Source organism: Acinetobacter sp., from assembly GCF_039596015.1.
Taxonomy (GTDB): domain Bacteria; phylum Pseudomonadota; class Gammaproteobacteria; order Pseudomonadales; family Moraxellaceae; genus Acinetobacter.
Genome location: NZ_JBCNKN010000002.1, coordinates 147,420 through 166,331, shown reverse-complemented (window position 1 = coordinate 166,331; position 18,912 = coordinate 147,420). Strand labels below are relative to the sequence as shown.

Annotated in this window: 13 protein-coding genes and 1 pseudogene; 12 read left to right on the top strand and 2 right to left on the bottom strand. The window is 39.3% G+C overall.

Features of this window, described 5'->3' with window-relative positions:
* Positions 1-301: 301 nt before the first annotated feature.
* From pgaB to ABDV70_RS02490, 5 genes and pseudogenes are all read left to right on the top strand, one after another.
* Positions 302-2,221: pseudogene (pgaB, locus tag ABDV70_RS02510) on the top strand (poly-beta-1,6-N-acetyl-D-glucosamine N-deacetylase PgaB); the annotation flags it as partial.
* An 8-nt stretch (positions 2,222-2,229) separates the two neighbouring features.
* Positions 2,230-3,495: a poly-beta-1,6-N-acetyl-D-glucosamine synthase gene (gene pgaC, locus ABDV70_RS02505; RefSeq protein ID WP_343595151.1), complete on the top strand. Its 1,266-nt coding sequence runs from the start codon at positions 2,230-2,232 to the stop codon at positions 3,493-3,495.
* 14 nt (positions 3,496-3,509) lie between these two features.
* Positions 3,510-3,923 carry a poly-beta-1,6-N-acetyl-D-glucosamine biosynthesis protein PgaD gene (gene pgaD, locus ABDV70_RS02500; protein WP_343595149.1) on the top strand — a complete coding sequence of 138 codons (414 nt, stop codon included), beginning with the start codon at positions 3,510-3,512 and terminating at the stop codon, positions 3,921-3,923.
* A 150-nt stretch (positions 3,924-4,073) separates the two neighbouring features.
* Positions 4,074-5,192, top strand: coding sequence for an acyltransferase (locus tag ABDV70_RS02495; RefSeq protein WP_343595147.1), 1,119 nt, complete (start codon positions 4,074-4,076; stop codon positions 5,190-5,192).
* Positions 5,193-5,345: 153 nt separating this feature from the next.
* Positions 5,346-8,117, top strand: coding sequence for an insulinase family protein (locus ABDV70_RS02490; RefSeq protein ID WP_343595145.1), 2,772 nt, complete (start codon positions 5,346-5,348; stop codon positions 8,115-8,117).
* Between the two features lie 82 nt (positions 8,118-8,199).
* Here ABDV70_RS02490 and ABDV70_RS02485 read toward each other — a convergent pair whose 3' ends face one another.
* Positions 8,200-8,601, bottom strand: coding sequence for a DUF3144 domain-containing protein (locus ABDV70_RS02485; RefSeq protein WP_343595143.1), 402 nt, complete (start codon positions 8,599-8,601; stop codon positions 8,200-8,202).
* Positions 8,602-8,706: 105 nt separating this feature from the next.
* On the opposite strand from ABDV70_RS02485, the gene ABDV70_RS02480 reads away from it, so the two are divergent.
* Positions 8,707-9,339 carry a hypothetical protein gene (locus ABDV70_RS02480; protein ID WP_343595476.1) on the top strand — a complete coding sequence of 211 codons (633 nt, stop codon included), beginning with the start codon at positions 8,707-8,709 and terminating at the stop codon, positions 9,337-9,339.
* Between the two features lie 43 nt (positions 9,340-9,382).
* Here ABDV70_RS02480 and ABDV70_RS02475 read toward each other — a convergent pair whose 3' ends face one another.
* Positions 9,383-10,846, bottom strand: a complete 1,464-nt coding sequence (locus ABDV70_RS02475; RefSeq protein ID WP_343595142.1) for a CHAD domain-containing protein — start codon at positions 10,844-10,846, stop codon at positions 9,383-9,385.
* Positions 10,847-11,232: 386 nt separating this feature from the next.
* Here ABDV70_RS02475 and ABDV70_RS02470 point away from each other — a divergent pair, with 386 nt between their 5' ends.
* The 6 genes from ABDV70_RS02470 to rapA all read left to right on the top strand — a co-directional run bounded on the left by ABDV70_RS02470 (position 11,233) and on the right by rapA (position 18,871).
* Entirely contained in the window at positions 11,233-11,997 is a 765-nt protein-coding gene (locus ABDV70_RS02470; RefSeq protein ID WP_343595141.1) for an OmpW family outer membrane protein, read from the top strand.
* 196 nt (positions 11,998-12,193) lie between these two features.
* The gene (locus tag ABDV70_RS02465; protein ID WP_343595138.1) at positions 12,194-12,958 is read left to right on the top strand and encodes an OmpW family outer membrane protein; all 765 of its coding nucleotides are present in this window, start codon (positions 12,194-12,196) and stop codon (positions 12,956-12,958) included.
* A 114-nt stretch (positions 12,959-13,072) separates the two neighbouring features.
* On the top strand, positions 13,073-13,702 hold the full coding sequence (gene thiE / locus ABDV70_RS02460; RefSeq protein WP_343595137.1) for a thiamine phosphate synthase: 630 nt from the start codon (positions 13,073-13,075) through the stop codon (positions 13,700-13,702).
* A gap of 30 nt (positions 13,703-13,732) precedes the next feature.
* Positions 13,733-15,031 carry a glutamate-1-semialdehyde 2,1-aminomutase gene (gene hemL / locus ABDV70_RS02455; RefSeq protein WP_343595135.1) on the top strand — a complete coding sequence of 433 codons (1,299 nt, stop codon included), beginning with the start codon at positions 13,733-13,735 and terminating at the stop codon, positions 15,029-15,031.
* A gap of 231 nt (positions 15,032-15,262) precedes the next feature.
* On the top strand, positions 15,263-15,907 hold the full coding sequence (locus tag ABDV70_RS02450; RefSeq protein ID WP_343595133.1) for an RluA family pseudouridine synthase: 645 nt from the start codon (positions 15,263-15,265) through the stop codon (positions 15,905-15,907).
* A gap of 126 nt (positions 15,908-16,033) precedes the next feature.
* Positions 16,034-18,871: an RNA polymerase-associated protein RapA gene (gene rapA / locus ABDV70_RS02445; RefSeq protein WP_343595131.1), complete on the top strand. Its 2,838-nt coding sequence runs from the start codon at positions 16,034-16,036 to the stop codon at positions 18,869-18,871.
* The last annotated feature ends 41 nt before the right edge of the window (positions 18,872-18,912 follow it).

Here is an 18,912-nt window from a genome sequence, read left to right as displayed (position 1 = left end):
TGCTTTTGAGCGTCGTAACGTGAATATTTGGTAGAGATTCTTTGCTTTTAAGCTTGTTTTCAGTTTAATTCCCAAAAATGCACATTGTCATTGATCTAAAGCAGCAAAGGTTCTGTTTCATTGTAGAAAACTAGAAAACCTATTGTGATTTGGGGTCAGTTAGAAAAATCAAATTGTAAACGGAACAATTATGTTTAATCGTTTTATAGGTTCAGTACTTGCAACATGTGTCAGTGTGGCAATTGTGGGCGTAACTCAAACGGCTTATGCTGCGACGACAAAAACAGCTAATGCTGCGACTGCTAAAAAACCAAAGATCAATCCAACGACATTAACTGTTATTGGATATCATGAGGTGACGGCAAGTAATAAAGATGCAATGATCCCACAATATGCAGTTGACACAGCTCATTTTGAAGAACAAGTCCGTTTTTTACAAAAAAATGGTTTTAATTTTATTAGTGTCGATCAATTGCTTAAAGCACACCAAGGTAAATATAAATTACCTGAAAAGCCAGTTTTATTGACTGTCGATGATGGTTACGAGTCTTTTTATCATGACGTTTATCCATTTGCAAAAGCAAATAAAATACCTGTTGTTTTAGCGATTGTTGGTTCATGGGTTGATACACCAGCCAACAAACAGGTTCATTTTGGCGATGACTATATTGCACGTAATAAAATCTTGACTTGGGCTCAAATTAAAGAAATGAGTCAAAGTGGTTACGTTGAAATTGCAAGCCATAGTTATAACCTGCATCGTGGTATTTTAGGGAACCCTCAGGGTAACTCTGAACCCGCTGCGACAACACGTTTGTATAATCCTACAACAAAAACTTATGAAGGCGATGCTGCGTACGCAAAACGAATTTATGATGATTTAAAGAAAAACAGTGATGCAATTAAGGCACATGGTATTCCTGCACCGCGTGTAATGGTTTGGCCTTACGGTCGTTATAACTTGCAGACTGTTAATATTGCAAAATCATTAGGCATGCCAATTACCGTTAGCCTTGATGATGGCCCAGTGTATTTGAAAAAATCATTAAGTGCGATTAATCGTATTTTGGTTGAACATGACATGACACTGAGCAGTCTATCGAATGAAATCGAAGTACGTGATAAAGACTTAGGTGATAATTACCGTCCTCAAAAAATCATGCATGTCGATTTAGACGATATCTATGATCCAGATCCAGCACAGCAAGAACGTAACTTGGGTGAACTGCTTGATCGTATTCAAAAAATGCATATTACAACTGTATATTTACAGGCGTTTGCTGACCCTGATGCAAATGGTTCAGCAGATATGGTGTATTTCCCGAACCGTTATTTGCCAATGCGTGCGGATTTGTTTAACCGCGTTTCATGGCAGATTCAATCTAGAACTCAGGTAACACGTTTATATGCGTGGATGCCACTTTTAGCTTGGGAATTGCCAAAATCAAATCCAGTTTCTAAGGATTTGGTTGTAACCCAACAGCCTAAAAATTCAGACCATTTAAATATGGGGTATATTCGTCTAAGTCCATTTTCTAAGCCTGCGCGTCGTGTGATTGAAGGGCTTTATCAGGATTTAGCGAAGTCTTCTACATTTAATGGTATTTTGTTCCATGATGATACGACATTGTCTGATTATGAAGATGCCAGCCCTGAAGCATTACAAGCGTATAAAAAAGCAGGTTTGTCAACAAATCTCGAAGAAATGCGTAATAATGATGCAGAACTTGCAAAATGGACAAAATTTAAAACAAATAATATTGATAATTTTGCGTTACAATTAGCAGGAACGGTTCGTCAATATCAACCATTCTTGATGACGGCTCGTAATTTATATGCACAGGTCGCTTTAAACCCATATGCAGAAAATTGGTATGCACAGTCTTTAGAGCAATCTTTGAAACGCTATGACTTTACAGCGATTATGGCGATGCCATATATGGAGCAAGCAGAAGACAAAGATAAGTTTTATGCAGACATCGTGAATCGGGTTAAAAAATACCCAGAAGGTTTACATAAAACTGTTTTTGAATTGCAAGCTCAGAACTGGCGCACCAATAAGCCTGTAGATTCGCAGGAACTATCAGATACTATTAAGTCATTGTATAAACAAGGCGCGATTCATGTAGGATATTATCCTGATGATCCAATTAAAGGTCTACCAGATGTAGATCTGATGCGTCAGGCATTTGACTCGAAAGCTGACCGTATCGTGCGATAGGAGTTTTTATGTCAGCATTGCAACACTTCTGGCATTCGGCCTTAGCCTTTGTCTTTTACTACCCTTTATTCATGTCGTATCTATGGATGATCGGGGCGTTGTTGTTCAATATGAAAGAACGCAAAGACCCACCATGTGATCAACCTAAAGATTTACCTGAATATCCAAAGGTTGCGGTTTTGGTCCCTTGTTTTAACGAGGGTGATAATGCAGATGAAACCATCAGTCATGCTTTGAAACTGGATTATCCTGATTTTGAAGTGATTGCAATTAATGACGGTAGCTCAGATAACACAGCCGAAGTATTAGATCGGCTGGCTGCAAAGTATGAAAAGTTAAGGGTTGTACATTTAGCGCAAAACCAAGGCAAGGCAATGGCATTACAGGCAGGAAGTTTACTGACTGATGCTGAATACCTAATTGGGATTGATGGGGATGCTTTACTTGATCCCCATGCCGCAAAATGGATGATCCGACATTTCCTTCGGGATGAAACGATTGCCGCAGTGACGGGCAATCCACGTATTCGAACTCGTTCAACTTTGCTTGGGCGGATTCAGGTTGGTGAATTTTCATCTATTGTTGGAATGATTAAACGTGCGCAACGTGTTTTTGGTCGACTATTTACCGTATCTGGTGTCATTACTGCGTTTCGTAAAACAGCGGTACATGAAGTCGGATACTGGTCGCCAAATATGTTGACGGAAGATATCGACATCACATGGAAACTGCAACGTGCAGGGTGGGATGTTGAATTTGAACCGAATGCACTGGTGTGGATTTTAATGCCTGAAACCCTCACGGGGCTTTATAAACAACGCTTGCGTTGGGCCATGGGCGGTGCTCAGGTTTTAATTAAAAACTTTGATGTATTATTTAAACCAAGTTTGAATTTTCTATGGCCACTCATGCTGGAATTGTGCCTCACACTTGTATGGTCATATCTGATGCTTATTTTAGCCTGCATCTGGTTCGTGAATTTAATCGTACCAAATGCGTTCTTGCCACAAATGAGCTCACCGTTTTTACCTTATGGCACAGGAATTCTGTTAGGTGCGACCTGTTTATTCCAGTTTATGATTAGTAAATGGATGGACAGTCGTTACGAATCAGGTCTGTTTAAAAACTATTATTGGATGATTTGGTATCCATTTGTTTTTTGGCTTATCACCGTAACTGCTAGCATTATTGCATTTCCAAAAGTGCTCGCCCGAGGCGATGATAAACGTGCACGTTGGGTAAGTCCAGATCGTGGTATGCGTTCAGATTCATAATTATAGGTATAAATATGAGTACAAATTCTTTAATTATTGATTTAAGGTCTAAACTCCCTTGGCATAGGCGTTATGTGTCCACAACAACCACAGCAATTCTGTGGGGAGGTTGGTTCTTGCTCTGGCGTCCAATGGTCGTGCTCTATACATTGATTGCTTATGATAAGCCTTATGCTTTTCATAAGTTGTTCAATGCCTTTTGGACTGGCTTACAGATGGATATGATCACACTCATCACGTGTGCGGTTGTATTATGCTTATGGTGTAAGTTAATCCCTTCACATACAGTCAAGCATGTACGCCAAAAAGATACGATGGATTATGCACGTTACTTTGATATCCCTGAGCAAGAAATTATTGATGGCCGTAACAAAAAAATTGCCGTTGTTCATCATAATGAACAGGGGAAAATTGAGCACGTTGAATAGTTCATTTTATTGATTTTAAATATTTAATAAGGTAAGCCAATATGTTTTAAATTTGGTTTGCCTTTTTTTATTGGTATACGAATTATACTTGCATGTTCGGGTATTCAGTCCTATTCTTTGCAGGTTTTTATTCCATAAGTCAGTCGTTCCATGGCAAAGTTAAATGCTGCAGAAAGTATACGAGGGTTAGCATGTTTAGCTGTCGTATTTTCGCATCTGTCTCTGAGTTTCTATCCTTATCTACATCATTTTAGTCCAGATGATCGAGCACATGGGAAATGGGATTATTTTATTCATCACTCTCCCTTTGCTTTTTGGTACTCAGGTACGGCAGCAGTTTTTGTATTTTTTGTGCTGAGTGGCTTTGTTTTAAGTTATGCAATTTTAAAAAATCCAAATGTGCCGAAAAAAGTTCTTGAAATGTCATTAAAGCGTTATCCACGTTTGGCAATTCCTGCTTTTGGCTCTTGTATTTTGGCATGGGCAACGCTGAATTTTACTAGTTTTAATAGCGATTTGGTGAATGACTGGTTTCAGTCTTATGCAACACAAACTGTTACCTTTACTCAAGCGGCTTATGAAGGAAGTATCGGTGCATTTTTATTTGCCGACAGTAGTAGTAACTGGGTTTTATGGACCATGCAAATAGAGCTGTTCGGTTCTATTTTGTTATTTGTTCTTTTGCTGTTATATCATTATCAAAAAGCATTGTTTTTTATTGGCTCTATTCTTTTGCCATTGCTTGGTTTTTTGATTAATGAGCGATTCTTTTTAGGACTTTTTAGTTTTGTCATTGGATGCTACATGTATCTGTATGGACGGAAAATTCCTACGCCTATGGGCTGGCTTATGTTCTTGGCAGGTTTATACCTTGCGGGGGCGCATAATAGTAGCCATGCTTATCATTGGATCTATAACATTCTGAAATGGAGAACTTACGACTACTGTAACTTCTTTTCAGGTATTTTGATTGTCTATAGTATTTTACTTTGTGAGCGACTATCTCTGGCTTTTGACCGTCCAGTGCTGATTTATTTAGGTAAACTTTCATTCTCAATTTATCTGTTGCATATGATGATGATTTATTTGGTTTGTTTGCCGATATTTAATCTATTGATGGGCTTACATCTCAGTTACGATTTATCTGTGTTGCTTGCGGTAACGGCATCTTTAATTGCAATATTTATTTCAGCTGCAATTTATAGCCGGTATGTTGATGATTTTTCAGTGAAAGTGAGTAATCGTTTCGCAAAACTATTTATTCACTAAATTTATTTGAGTGAGAACAAAAGACAGTGACAAAATACTGTCTTTTTTTTGCCTGTTATTTCCAAAAAAGAAGATTTTGCAAAATACTACTATTCTTAAGACATAAGATTTTTTACCATAAGCCTTTTAAAAATAGCAATTTATACCGAGAAAATGATGATACGTTTCAAAAAAATAGTATTGATGATGTGTTTGTTGGGAGGAAGTACAGCCGCATTGGCACAGCCTGTTTTGGTTAAAACAACACATGAAATTGAAGAGTATCGTCTAGATAATGGGCTAAGAGTCATTCTTGCACCCAACAATAAAGAAACAAAAGTATTGATCAACACCGTCTATTTGACGGGTTCTTTAAATGACCCGAAAGGGAAAAGTGGTTTAGCACATTTACTGGAACATCTGGCTTTTAAAGGTACTCAGAATGTTGCAGAGAAAGAATTTCAACGCCAGTTGGATCAGTACACATTAATGACCAATGCAAGTACCGATTACTACTCCACGAGATACACCAATATTGTCCGTCCAGATCAGGATGCTTTAAATCATGTGATTCATCTTGAAGCAGAGCGGATGGATAAATTGGTTCTTCAGCAGAAATATGTTCCTTCAGAGATTGAAATTGTCCGTCGTGAAAGAGAGTTGCGACTTGATCAGCCACTGGCCGTGGTCATGGATCAGATGTGGAAGTCGGCCTATGGAAATCGGTCCCTCGGACGTTTGCCTATCGGCGACTTGGCAGAGTTAAAGTCAATCAAACTCGATGAACTACAAAAGTTTTATCGAACTTGGTATGCACCGAATAATGCAGTGATGGTGATCTCTGGAAAGTTTGATAAAACACAAGTACTAAAAACAGTTGCCCAAAATTTTGATGCGATTCCTGCTCGTACTGTTCCTAAAATGCCATCCGTCCCGATGCTAGATTCGACTAAATTACAAAAGCGTGATTTTGTCGTGCAAAAGGGCAGTCAATACGCATTGTTCCATTTATACCTCAATGGACATAATCCTAAAATTCAACCTGCTCTCACATTTGCACCTTATCTTTATACACTGCAACCGAGCGGACATCTGTATCAATCTATGGTGGAAACAGCCACTGCTACCGATGTACAAGCATCGACTTGGTTAGATCGAGATTTTAACATGGTGTTTATTGGTGCTGTTTATACACCACCTGCACAACAAACCAAAACAGTTGCTCAAGCCTTAAGACAGGATGTTGAGCAAAATAAGCCATTTAATGAAGTTGAATTAAAACGGGCAAAAAAACTGATTGGAAATGATGTGCAGACTTTGCTCAATAGTAGTGTTGAGGTGGGCAAAGTTTTGAGTGACTATGTTGTTGCAGAAAATGGACAGTGGGATAAGTTCTTTAGCGATCAACAAGCCATACAAGATATGTCGGTGTCAGAAGTCAATCAGACATTAAAGCAGTTTTTAGTTGCCTCGCATCAGGTTTCAGCAGAGATTCAGCCTACACCTGACAGTGAAAAGAAGGCACAGCAGCAAAAATTAACTGAACCAAAAGCGAATGTCAGCACAGCAAGTCCTGAAACAGTAGAGCCTGTCAAAGACATCAAAACCTATCAGCAAGAAAGCCAAAATTATGTTGAAAACTCAGCCAAAAAGTTGAAAACAATCGAGCAGACCATTCAGCGTGGTACTTTACACAAAGGTTTGAGTTACGCTTTATTTCCAACACAAACTCTCGATAATAAAGTTTATGCGACATTTACTGTACATTTTGGCACAACGAAGTCGTTATGGAACAAAGGACAATTGCTCGATTTAACCTCATATTTATTATTAAGAGGTTCACAGCAACATTCTTTACAGGATATTGCAGATCAGTCTATTGCTGCCAATGGTCAGGCTGTGGCAATGACCAATGATAATGGCATGACGATTAAAATTCAGGCAAATAAAGAACATTTTAATGATTATCTAAAATTTGTTCTTCAAGTCATGAAGCAGCCGAGCTTTGAGCAAAGTCAGTTCGATTTGGCAAAATCCCAAAGTTTGGCAAGCCTGAACCGTTCTTATACAGAACCGTCAACCGTTGCAGCATTAACTATGGCGCGGTTGGTTGAAGTGTATCAACCAGGTGATTTGCGTTACCATTTTGAGCCAGAATTGGTCAAGCAACAGTTCCAACAGGCAACACAGCCACAAGCAAAAGCCTTATTTCAGCAATTTTTTGGGTTTGATCATGCTGAAATTGCGATAACGGGCGATTTTGATCCTAAGCAAATGCGTGAGGTTTTAAAGCAGAACTTCACCGAGTGGAAAACAAAACAGCCGTATCAACGTCTTACGACGACATTTAGAACCTATCCTGCCCAAAAAGTTCATGTGTTGGCAGAGCAGCGTCAATTTGGTCATTATCAGGGTTTACTCACTTTACCTGTTGCGATAGAAGATCCAGATGCGCCTGCTTTAATTGTCCTGAGTGATATTTTGGGTAATTCACAACTTTCATCTCGTTTAGGGCAAGAACTGCGTGAAAAACGTCATTTGGTTTATGGGTTTGGAAGTGATTTAGAATTAGACGATCAGGACTCCGTTGGTGTTTTAAGCATTGAAGCGAACTATACTCCTGAAAAAGCCGATCAGGTTTCAGAAGGGATTCATAAAGTTTTTAATGACTTACTTCGTGATGGCGTTACCGACTGGGAAGTTGAAGCGGCTAAGGCAAATATTTTGAAGCAAAGAGTAACCACGTTGGATGATGCTAGAATTGTGCATAAAATGCTCAATGGCCAGCTTGAACGTGGCAAAGACATGTTTATGCGTGAAAAACGAGATCAGGCGATTTTAAAACTGAAAAAAGCGGATATTGATGCGGTGATCAAAAAATATATTCAACCAGAACATTATGTTGAAGTGATGGCAGACCAATATGGTAAACCTGTAAAGCCATAACAACATTAAGTTAGAGTCATAAAAAAACCGAGTCGCTTTGCTGTGTTAAACGACTCGGTTTTTCCATTTTTAACTCTAAAGATTAATACTGATGATCGTGGTCATGATCATGTTTGTGCGCATGGAATTCTTCATTTTTACGGAAACGTAGGTAGTTTTCAAACTGGTCACAATATTCATCGAAGTTATCTTCTAACATCATGTGAAATTGTTGCATAAGGTAAGAAATGACTTGTTCTTTTGCATCGCGCATTTCATTGCCATCTTTAAAATTATTTGCAGCAACCCAAGTATTAAAACGTGCTGCCCCAAATAACATGGCAGCGCTCACTTGGCCACGTGTCTGAGCTGGCTGAGGCGTTTCTCCCTTTACAGGACGACAAAATTCATTTGCAAGTTTAATAAATTCATCTGCGCGCTCAAAAAAAACCGCATTTTGTGCTTCGTCTTCCGTAATATCTGTTGCTTGAATTTTTTGAGTCATCTTTCCCATATCCAACATCAAAGAGTGTCTATTATAGGCAAAGCCTTGCAGAAACTAAACTGTTGTCGTAATCTAAAATAGCCTAAGCTAAAGATTAAAATGACCATGCAAGATGCAATTGCAATACAAAATTTAAAACAAGATATTGCGTTATTACGCCAACAAATTTGGCCACCTGAGCATTTGCATGCGGTAGAAGGGCTGCCGATTTATTATGCAGAACAAGAAGAAGTTGAACGCTATTACCAACAGTGGCAAAACCTGATTGAGCGCGCGCAGCAATTATGTCAGCCATTTATGGAGGATGAGGTGATGGATGCAATTCATTTGCCGAGTCATTTAAATTTACCGCTCTTTTATTTTCAAGTAGACCGAATTCGAATTAATAAAACCCGAGCGAAAGAATCTAAAACATTTAGAGGGGTATCGAGTTTATTAGACAAATGTGGTCAGTTTGAAGACGAGCAGCAGCAGGCCATGAATGCATGGATCGACTCGGATGATACAGCCGCACTTGTTGCACATCGTGAATTTATTGATTTACGTACCTACGTTTTCCAACATGGTAGTCCTGAATATACCCGTACCCGATTTTATATGAATGGCATTGTTCTTGGGGTTGAGCCTCACTTTCAGCTAATTGATGCACGGGAAAAACCAAGAAAGCAGCGCAGCGACAGCTATAGTGACCCGCTTGCAGACAATGGAACATGGAAAATTTTTGGAAAATATCGTTAGCAAGTGTATTTTAATTTTAGACAACCTGCTAACGATCAATGGCTTAATTCCAGATTGGTTTAAGCTTGATAAACTTCTTCAATTTTTTAAGGACTTGTTTTTCATGAGCTGGATGCTGACCTTTTAACCAGTTGATAGCAGAAGTCTGTGACGAAGATTTCTGTGTATTTTGTTTAAAAACATGCTCAGCGATTAGTGTGTCATTGTATTGACCTAGTGCGTTCTGCACGGGCGCTAACTGTTCTAAATAGTCATTGATCTTGTGTTCTGGATATAGATCTTTCACAAACTCAATGCTATAGCGCAAGCGTTTTAATTGTTTACGTAATCGATGCTTTTGCTCAATGCTGAGTTTTTGATACTGAATTGCATTTTTCAGAATTTTACCGTGTAGCATAGTTAAAACTTTATCTGCTTTTTTCTTTAAATTTTTCTTTTGGTGTGCTGCAAGGCTTGGTGTATAAGCAAAATCAAGCAGGTCTAACCAGAGTTGAGTCGTTATAGGATCTTGAAAAACCTGAGCCAAAACGGTTGTACAGGGAGTCGGTTGTGCCAAATCGATGCTAAAGCCAGCTTCAATTACTTTAGGCAAAATCTCCTGATAGACGACTGTTTCATCGCGGGATGTCCCGAGTTGACGAAAAAGTTCAGTGACTTGGGCAGCCCATGCGGGATCAATTTGTTTTGACCAAGCAGAAAAGCTTTGCAGAGCGCTGCGTAAACGACGAATACCTACACGTGCTTGATGAATATGAGCAGGTTCAGCAATCTGTTCAGCAATGGCAGCAACATTCGGTAAAATTTGCTCAAGACTGTTAGCGATCATGGCTTTTAAAGCATTTTCAGGTAAAGACGCTTTGTCTAGCTGTAATGCTTTAGCTGTTGTTGCTGGAGAAACCAGTTTCCCTTGAGCGAGTAAATGTCCACGTTCTGCTTTACTGCGCACATCTAACCATAAATGATAACGGTTGACCCATTGTGAAGTGAGATCAATCAGATCAGTTAAATCTCCAGACTTAAGTTCAAATTCAATTTCCTGAATCGGACGTTCTTGCTGAAGACTTTTTAATGTACCCAGATCAAGGCAAACTTCAATTTTTGAACCATTAACGTTCATTAACCGATAACGACGATGCACGATTGTTTCAAACTGGAGTTGTAACTGTTGCCAGTTTGACCCCAATGCTTGATTGAGTAATTTTAAGGCTTGAGGGTGTTGTTGATAAATGTCTAAATTTAGGTTTGGAATTTCATCTGAGCTGCCTAGGTCAAACTCGTGCTCAAAGCGCTGTAAATGACTTTCACCCGAACTTTTAAAGGTTTGAATCCAGCGAGTATTCTCTTTACGAATTCGGATCGCCATTAAATTTTTGGCAAGTAAACAATCTTCCGTATCGAAATATCGTGCATGTAAATCAATTTCTTGTGTTGTTTTCGTCAAGAATGCTTTATTCAGCGCATCAAAGTTATGTGCTGGAATTTGTAATTTGAGTTCAATTTCATGCATGTTTATTCCCCATGGCGATGAGAAGTCATTATAAATCCATTTTTTAGCTAAATTGCAGATGACATTCTCTTGAGTGATGAAAATTTCTGAATTTTAGAAATGTACGCTGTCATGAAGATATAGGCAAATCAATCTTTTATCTTAATTAAGATAGAATTTATATGTTTGAATAATAAGCAAATAGTCTATTTTTTTTAAACACATGAATTTTTTGTTTTTATAAAAAATTAATATAAAACAAATAAATATATTAATTCTATGTGGTTGATTTTTTTCATTAAGAAAAACATCTATTGTATTTTAAAGTAATTATTCTAATATTTGCGTTAGATTAAACAAAGAAACGATCTCCCTGTTTCTGAATGTACCAATAGATGGATGTTTTTATGAACCACATGACGAAGGCGTTACTTCCTGCTGCTTTGCTTGTATTGAGTTTTTCTAGCCATGCAGAAACTTCAAATGGCCAAAATTTTGCGATTTCTGCAGGTTGGGCACATATTATGCCTCAAGGGAAACAACAAGGTGTAACATCTACATATGTTACAGGCGCAGTGACTTCGACTCCAGAAGCTGGATTTGAATTAGACAATTCAGATACCGCTGAATTTAAATTCGATTATCTGGTTAATGACAATGTAAGTTTAGGTTTAATTGTGGGTGTTCCTCCAACTTTTGATATTCAAGGGAAAGGAAGCTTGCTTAAAGGCATTAGTCCTGCATTGCCAAATGGTTTAAATCTTAATAAAAGAGTAGGTGATGTAAAAGTGTATAGCCCTGTAGTGACAGGTAAATATACTTTTGGCACAGTGAACAATAAATTCCGCCCATACGTTGGTGCAGGTTTTATGTATGCACACTTTAGTGACTTTAAATTAGACTCATCAGTAGCAGATGATCCAAATTTACTGCGTTTGGGTGGTTCAATTCGTAATGTCAAAATTGATGATGCAGTAGCGCCTGTTGCTTTTATTGGTGCCGACTACAATATTACCAAAAACTGGTTTGCGACAGCTTCTGTAAGCTATGTACATTTAAATACGCGTGCAAAACTTGATGTATATTCTGGTTCAAATAAATTTGTGACTGGCGAAACCAAAATTGAAATCAACCCAATTGTGACTTATTTAGGTTTGGGTTACCGTTTCTAAATCGGATATAAGATGAAATTGCGGTTTATAACAAATCGCAATTTTTCTGATGGCTCGCGGGGAAGAGAATATGACCTCACTAGTCACAAAACATATAATAAAAATCAAAAAAAATAGGGTTATTATTCTAAAAAAGCAATCGGTGATCGGATTCACCAGTTTAATGAAAAAACAAAACGCCACAGGAAGTTTATTTATGAAACAAATGTCTAAAGTCTTTATTCCCGCAGCATTACTTTCTTTAAGTTTTGTAACTCATGCAGAAACTTCAGATGGAAAGCAATTCGCTGTTTCTGCGGGTTGGGCGCATATTATGCCTCAGGGCACTAAACAGGGCGTAAGCTCAAGTTCTACAGTATTTCCAACCTCTCCTGTGTTTAATAACTTTAATTCAAATGCTGGGTTTGAACTTGAAAATACGGATACAGCCGAATTTAAGTTTGATTATTTAGTCAATGACAATGTAAGCGTTGGTCTTATTGTCGGTGTGCCGCCTAAGTTAGATATTAAAGGAAAAGGGTCGTTACTTGGTGGCGCGTTAAATCTGGATAAATTTAATAAAGTGGGGGATGTTAAAGTCTATAGCCCTGTGATTACAGGGAAATATACCTTTGGTGCAGTCACCAATAAATTCCGTCCATATGTCGGGGCTGGTTTAATGTATGCGCACTTTAGTAATTTTAAATTAGACTCTGCTGTAAGTTCAGATGTTGCTGCGAAAGGCATGGGAATCGGCAATGTTAAAATTGATAATGCCGTAGCGCCTGTAGCCTTTATTGGTGCCGACTACAATATTAACTCTAACTGGTTTGCAACAGCTTCAGTTAGTTATGTGCATTTAAATACTCGTGCGAGTTTGGATGTGGTGAGCAATGCCAATAATGCGACGCTTGTAACAGGAAAAACCGAAATCGAAATTAACCCGATTGTGACTTATTTAGGGATTGGTTACCGTTTCTAATCAGGAACATCGATATATCAAGCCGGGAAAATTTCTCGGTTTTTTATTTGAAAAAACAGCGTATTTTTAGCCTATTATACTGAAATTATATTTTTGATAGATCAGGAAGCGAATATGCGAGGTTTATATCTTATTACCAATGATGATCTTTTCGATGTGCTGATTCAAAAATTACAGGTTGCTTTGGCAACACAGAAAATTGCCATTTTGCAATATCGCCGTAAAAAAGTTGCCAAAGTCGATCAACCTTTTGAAGTTGAGCAAATCAAAAAACTGTGTGAACAATATCAAACCCCTTTTGTGATTAACGATGACTTATCATTGGCTGAACAATTTGGTTTAGGCGTTCATTTGGGGCAGGGTGATGGTGAAATTGCTGATGCTGTAGCGCGATTACCATCGGGTGTGATCATTGGTCGTACTTGTTTAAATTCATTGAATTTAGCACAAAAAGCGATTGCAGAAGGCGCAACGTATGTGGCATTTGGTGCGGTCTATGCCACTAGTACCAAACCTGAAGCAGGGCAGGTTGGGCTTGAGGTGATTCAGCAAGCGCATCAGCAGTTTTCTGTACCAGTTTGTGCGATAGGTGGATTAAGCGCGGAAAATTCAAAAGTCGTCATTGAAAGTGGTGCTGACCTTTGTGCCGTGATTAGTGATATATTAGGTAGAAGTATTCAAGACATTCCAGCACGTATTGCGGTATGGGATGGATTATTTCAAGAAACAACCAATGTTTCATAAATCAATTATCTTTATCGATTGAGATTTTTCATGAGCTTATCTCCTAAACAAGAGCAACTATTTAAACAGGCGAATAAACATATTCCGGGTGGTGTGAACTCGCCTGTGCGTGCATTTAATGGTGTCGGCGGAACGCCAGTATTTATTGAAAAAGCACAAGGTGCTTATTTGTGGGATGTCGATGGAAAGCGTTATGTCGACTATATCGGTTCTTGGGGGCCAATGATTTTAGGTCATTCACACCCTGATATTGTGCAGTCAGTGCAAGCCGCAGCGCAGGACGGTTTAAGTTTCGGTGCGCCGACAGTTCATGAAACGACGCTTGCCGACATTATCTGTGAAATAGTGCCATCGATTGAAATGGTACGTATGACCAACTCAGGTACAGAAGCCACCATGTCTGCAATTCGCTTGGCACGTGGGTATACTGGTCGCGATAAAATCGTAAAATTTGAAGGCTGTTACCACGGACATTCAGATTCATTGTTGGTGAAAGCGGGTTCTGGCTTACTCACTTTAGGCGAGCCAACGTCAAAAGGTGTTCCAGCTGATTTTGCAAAACATACCTTGACGTTACCATATAACGATATTGAAGCAATTAAAGCATGTTTTGAAAAATTCGGTTCTGAAATTGCCTGTGTGATTGTGGAACCTGTCGCAGGGAACATGAATTTGGTAAAACCAATCAAAGGTTTTCTTGAAACGATTCGTGAAGTGTGCGACCAATATCAATCTGTTTTTATCATTGATGAAGTGATGACAGGTTTCCGTGTGGCATTAGGTGGTGCACAAGCGTATTACAATGTGAAGCCAGATTTGACCACCTTGGGTAAAATTATTGGTGCAGGTCTGCCAGTAGGTGCATTTGGTGGTAAGCGCGAAATCATGCAGTGCATTGCACCTTTAGGTGGGGTGTATCAGGCAGGGACGTTGTCGGGAAATCCATTGGCAATGCGTGCGGGGATCACCATGTTCAAGCATTTACGCCAGCCTGAATTTTATAGCAAACTTGAAGCTCAGCTTGCTAAGTTACTTGCTGGTTTACAGCAAGTTGCAAACGAAGAAGGTATTGCACTTAAAACAGAACAAGCAGGGGCGATGTTTGGTTTGTACTTTACTGACCAAACTGAAATTACCAGCTTTGATCATATTTTAAAATGTGATGTCGAAGCATTTAAACAATTCTTCCATGGCATGCTAGATCGTGGTATTCATTTTGCACCGTCTGCATTTGAAGCAGGGTTTATCTCTTCTGCACATTCAGATGAAGATATTGCGTATACCGTTCAGGCAGCGAAGGAAACTTTTGCGCAGATGAAAAAAGCGTAAGTTTCGGCAGTCGTATATTGGAAAAGGAGTAGATTTTTCTGCTCCTTTTTACTTTGCTGCTGACGATTTATCGTATGGAGTGATGATCATTTTCTGCAAATGTAGTAAAAGCCTAAAAAGTTTGAGTAAAAGCGCAAAAGAATCATATTTAATACATCTTTTCTATTGTATTTCTGGTTTAAGCTTTTTATCATTGCCGCCTTATTTTCGAGATCAGTCTGGGACTAAGTTTTGAGTAATTTTTTAACCGAACATCTGATTCATCGTGATGACGATTTTATGGTAATTCACAAACCCTCAGGTTTACTCAGTGTTCCAGGAAAAGGTGAGGCCTTGCATGACAGTGCATTGACCCGTCTTGTAGACATCGAATCCAATACGCTTTTAATTCATCGTTTAGACCGAGATACGTCAGGCATTCTGGTATTCGGATTAACGAAATATGGACAAAGCCATATTGCACGTCAGTTTCAGGATCGTCAGACTTCAAAAGTCTATCAGGCAGTGGTTGCAGGTCACTTAAGTGGTGAAGGAACCATTGATATTCCCGTTGTTTATGATCCTGATCGTCCACCATTACATATTGTTGATACCAAGCACAACAAACCTGCGTTAACACATTGGCAGGTCATTGAACAATTTGAATTAGATGGACATGCGGTGACACGCGTGAAACTTACTCCAATTACAGGACGGTCACATCAGTTACGTGTTCATATGCAATATTTAGGACATCCTATTGTTGGTGATACGCTTTATGCTACGGCTGAGCAGCAGCAATGGTCGTCTCGCTTATGTTTACATGCTGCTGAGTTAAGTTTTGCTCATCCTCGCACGGGTGAACAACTGACATTTAACTGCCCAGTTCCGTTTTAAAAAGATTTTTAAAATTTGTGCACATCATCTCGTCTTTGAACAAGAGTTGTGCAAAAATATTCGTATAAAGCTGGATTCCGAAAAATAGTTGTATTTGATGAAATCCAGTGCAAATTTGAAATAAAGGTGAAAAAATTGCAACAGTTTGCTATTGGTCAACGTTGGTTATCCGATACAGAAACAGAACTAGGTCTAGGTGTTGTAATCGATGTGGATGAACGCTCGGTAAGCGTTTTATTCCCGAAAAGTGACGAAACCCGCGTGTATGCCCGTAGCAATGCACCTTTATCCCGCATTATTTTTAATGTGAATGATGAACTGCACGACCAAGAAGGTCATCGATGGATTGTTGAATCATTCGATGAGCGCTTTGGCGTCATTCGCTATAATGCTGTTCGTACTTTGCAAAATGGTGAGCAAGAGCGTAAAGCACTAAATGAAACACGTATTGGCGCCCAGATTCAACTTTCTAAACCATTAGACCGTTTATTGGCAAGTCAGGTGGATATCAAAGCATGGTATGACCTACGCATTGAAGCATTACAATTACAAGCCAATATGCACACCAGTCCATTACGTGGTCTAATCGGTGCACGTGTTGGTCTTATTCCACACCAGCTTTATATTGCACACGAAGTCGGTAAGCGTTTTGCGCCTCGTGTTTTACTTGCTGACGAAGTGGGTTTAGGTAAAACCATTGAAGCAGGTTTGATCATCCATCAACAATTAAAAACGGGCAGATCTGAACGTATTTTAATTTTAGTCCCTGATTCATTGCAGTATCAGTGGATGATTGAAATGCGTCGCCGTTTCAACTTGAACTTCTCGTTGTTCGATTTAACCCGTACCGCTTCTATTCGCGAACATGACCCTGAGCTTAATCCGTTCTTGACAGAACAATGCATTATTGCCAGTGTTGATTTGATGATTGACCATGACGACTTGCGTGAGCAGGCGGTAGAGGCTGGTTTTGACTTGCTTGTGGTAGATGAAGCACATCATTTGATGTGGAGCGAAGAAGAAGGCGGTAATGACCGTTATGACTTGGTTGAAGAGCTCGCAGAAAGTATTCCGGGTGTTTTGCTGTTAACCGCAACACCAGAACAGCTCGGTGTAGAAAGCCATTTTGCTCGGTTACGTTTACTTGATCCGCAACGCTTCAGCAGTCTAGATCGTTTCTTGGATGAAGAAGCACAATATCAACATACCGCAAAAATTGCAGAAGTGTTGATGTCAAATGATCCATTAACACAACAACATTTAGATGCTTTAGAAGGCTTGTTGGGTCATAAAATTGAAGATCAGCCAGAACAGCGTTATCAGGCGATTCATGAGTTGCTAGACCGTCATGGTACAGGTCGAATTTTATTCCGTAACACACGTGAAGCGATTCAGGGCTTCCCTGGACGTGACTGTCAACCTGTTGCATTAGTTGCACCTGAAACATGGTCTAAAACAGGTAAATTACGTGAGCAAATGTGGCCAGAAGAAAACCAGTTAGATGGTTCGTGGATGGAAACAGATCCACGTGTTGCATGGTTGATGGACGCTTTACGTAAAGATTTAAAACATAAAAAAGTGCTTTTGATTGCACGAAGCGGCCCAGTGGTTGAAGCACTGGAAAATGCTTTGCGTTTACATGCAGGTATTCGTACCGCATTGTTCCATGAAGGCATGAGCCTACTTGAGCGTGATCAGGCTGCGGCATATTTTGCAGAAGAAAGCTACGGTGCGCAGATTTTACTGTGTTCAGAAATTGGTTCAGAAGGGCGTAACTTCCAGTTTGCAAGTGATTTGGTGTTGTTCGATTTGCCAGCAAACCCTGACGTACTAGAACAGCGTATTGGTCGTCTTGACCGTATTGGTCAGCAAAACCGTATTCAAATTCATATTCCATATTTGATTGGTACTGCTCAGGAACGTATGTTCCGTTGGTACAACGAAGCACTCAATATTTTTAGCAATATTTCACCGACAGCACAGACCTTGCAGGAAAACTTCATTGTTGACTTAAAAGATTGCTTGCTCAGTGATCAGGGTCAAAAATTTGAAGATTTGCTTGAAGCAGTTAATGTTCAGCGTGAAGCACTTGAAGCTGAGTTGCAGGCAGGGCGTGACCGACTGTTAGAATATAACTCTTGCCGTCCGATGGTTGCACAAGAAATTGTTCAAGCACTCGAAGATTATGATGACAACACGACATTGCCAATGTTTGTGAAACGCTTCATGTCTTCAACCAACATCGATTTTGATGAGCAAAGTAACGGAACAGTGATTATCAAGCCGACAGACCAAATGCAGGTTCAAGGTTTGACCTTAGACGAAGAAGGGATTACTGCGACGTTCTATCGTGATCAGGCGCAAATTCGTGAAGATGCACAATATTTGACATTGGAACATCCATTTATTGAAAGTGTGATGGAAATGATCAATACCCAATCTTTTGGGAGTACCAATGTTGCATTGCTGAAATCAAATGCCTTAAAACAAGGTTCGATCTTGTTGGAAGTTTGGTTTAAGTTAGATGTTGTCGCACCAAAAGCGCTCAATCTTTCTGCAAGTTTGCCACAACAGTTGATTCGTGTGCTGTTAAATGAAAATGGTCAGGATCTATCTGCAAAAATTGATCCGATGATTTTAAGACCATACTTACAACATTTAGATGGCAACAGTTGCCGTCAGGTTGTGAAGGCTCGTCGTGAAATTATCGAAACACGTTATAAGCAGGCACTTGATCAGGCGAAAACAGCATTACCAGAATTGGTTGCGCAGGCAAAATCGGTTTATGGTCAGCAATGGCAATACGAAATTGACCGTTTAACGTATTTAAAACAGTTTAATCCAAGCATTCGTGAAGATGAAATTGACCGTTTGCAGAAATTACAAAAAGAAGGTCTCAATTTATTGGATGGTTTAGCCTTAACACCAGAAGCGATTCAGGTATTGGTTGTTGTAAAACCTTAAAATAAACGAAACATAAAAAAACCGATTATCTATTAATCGGT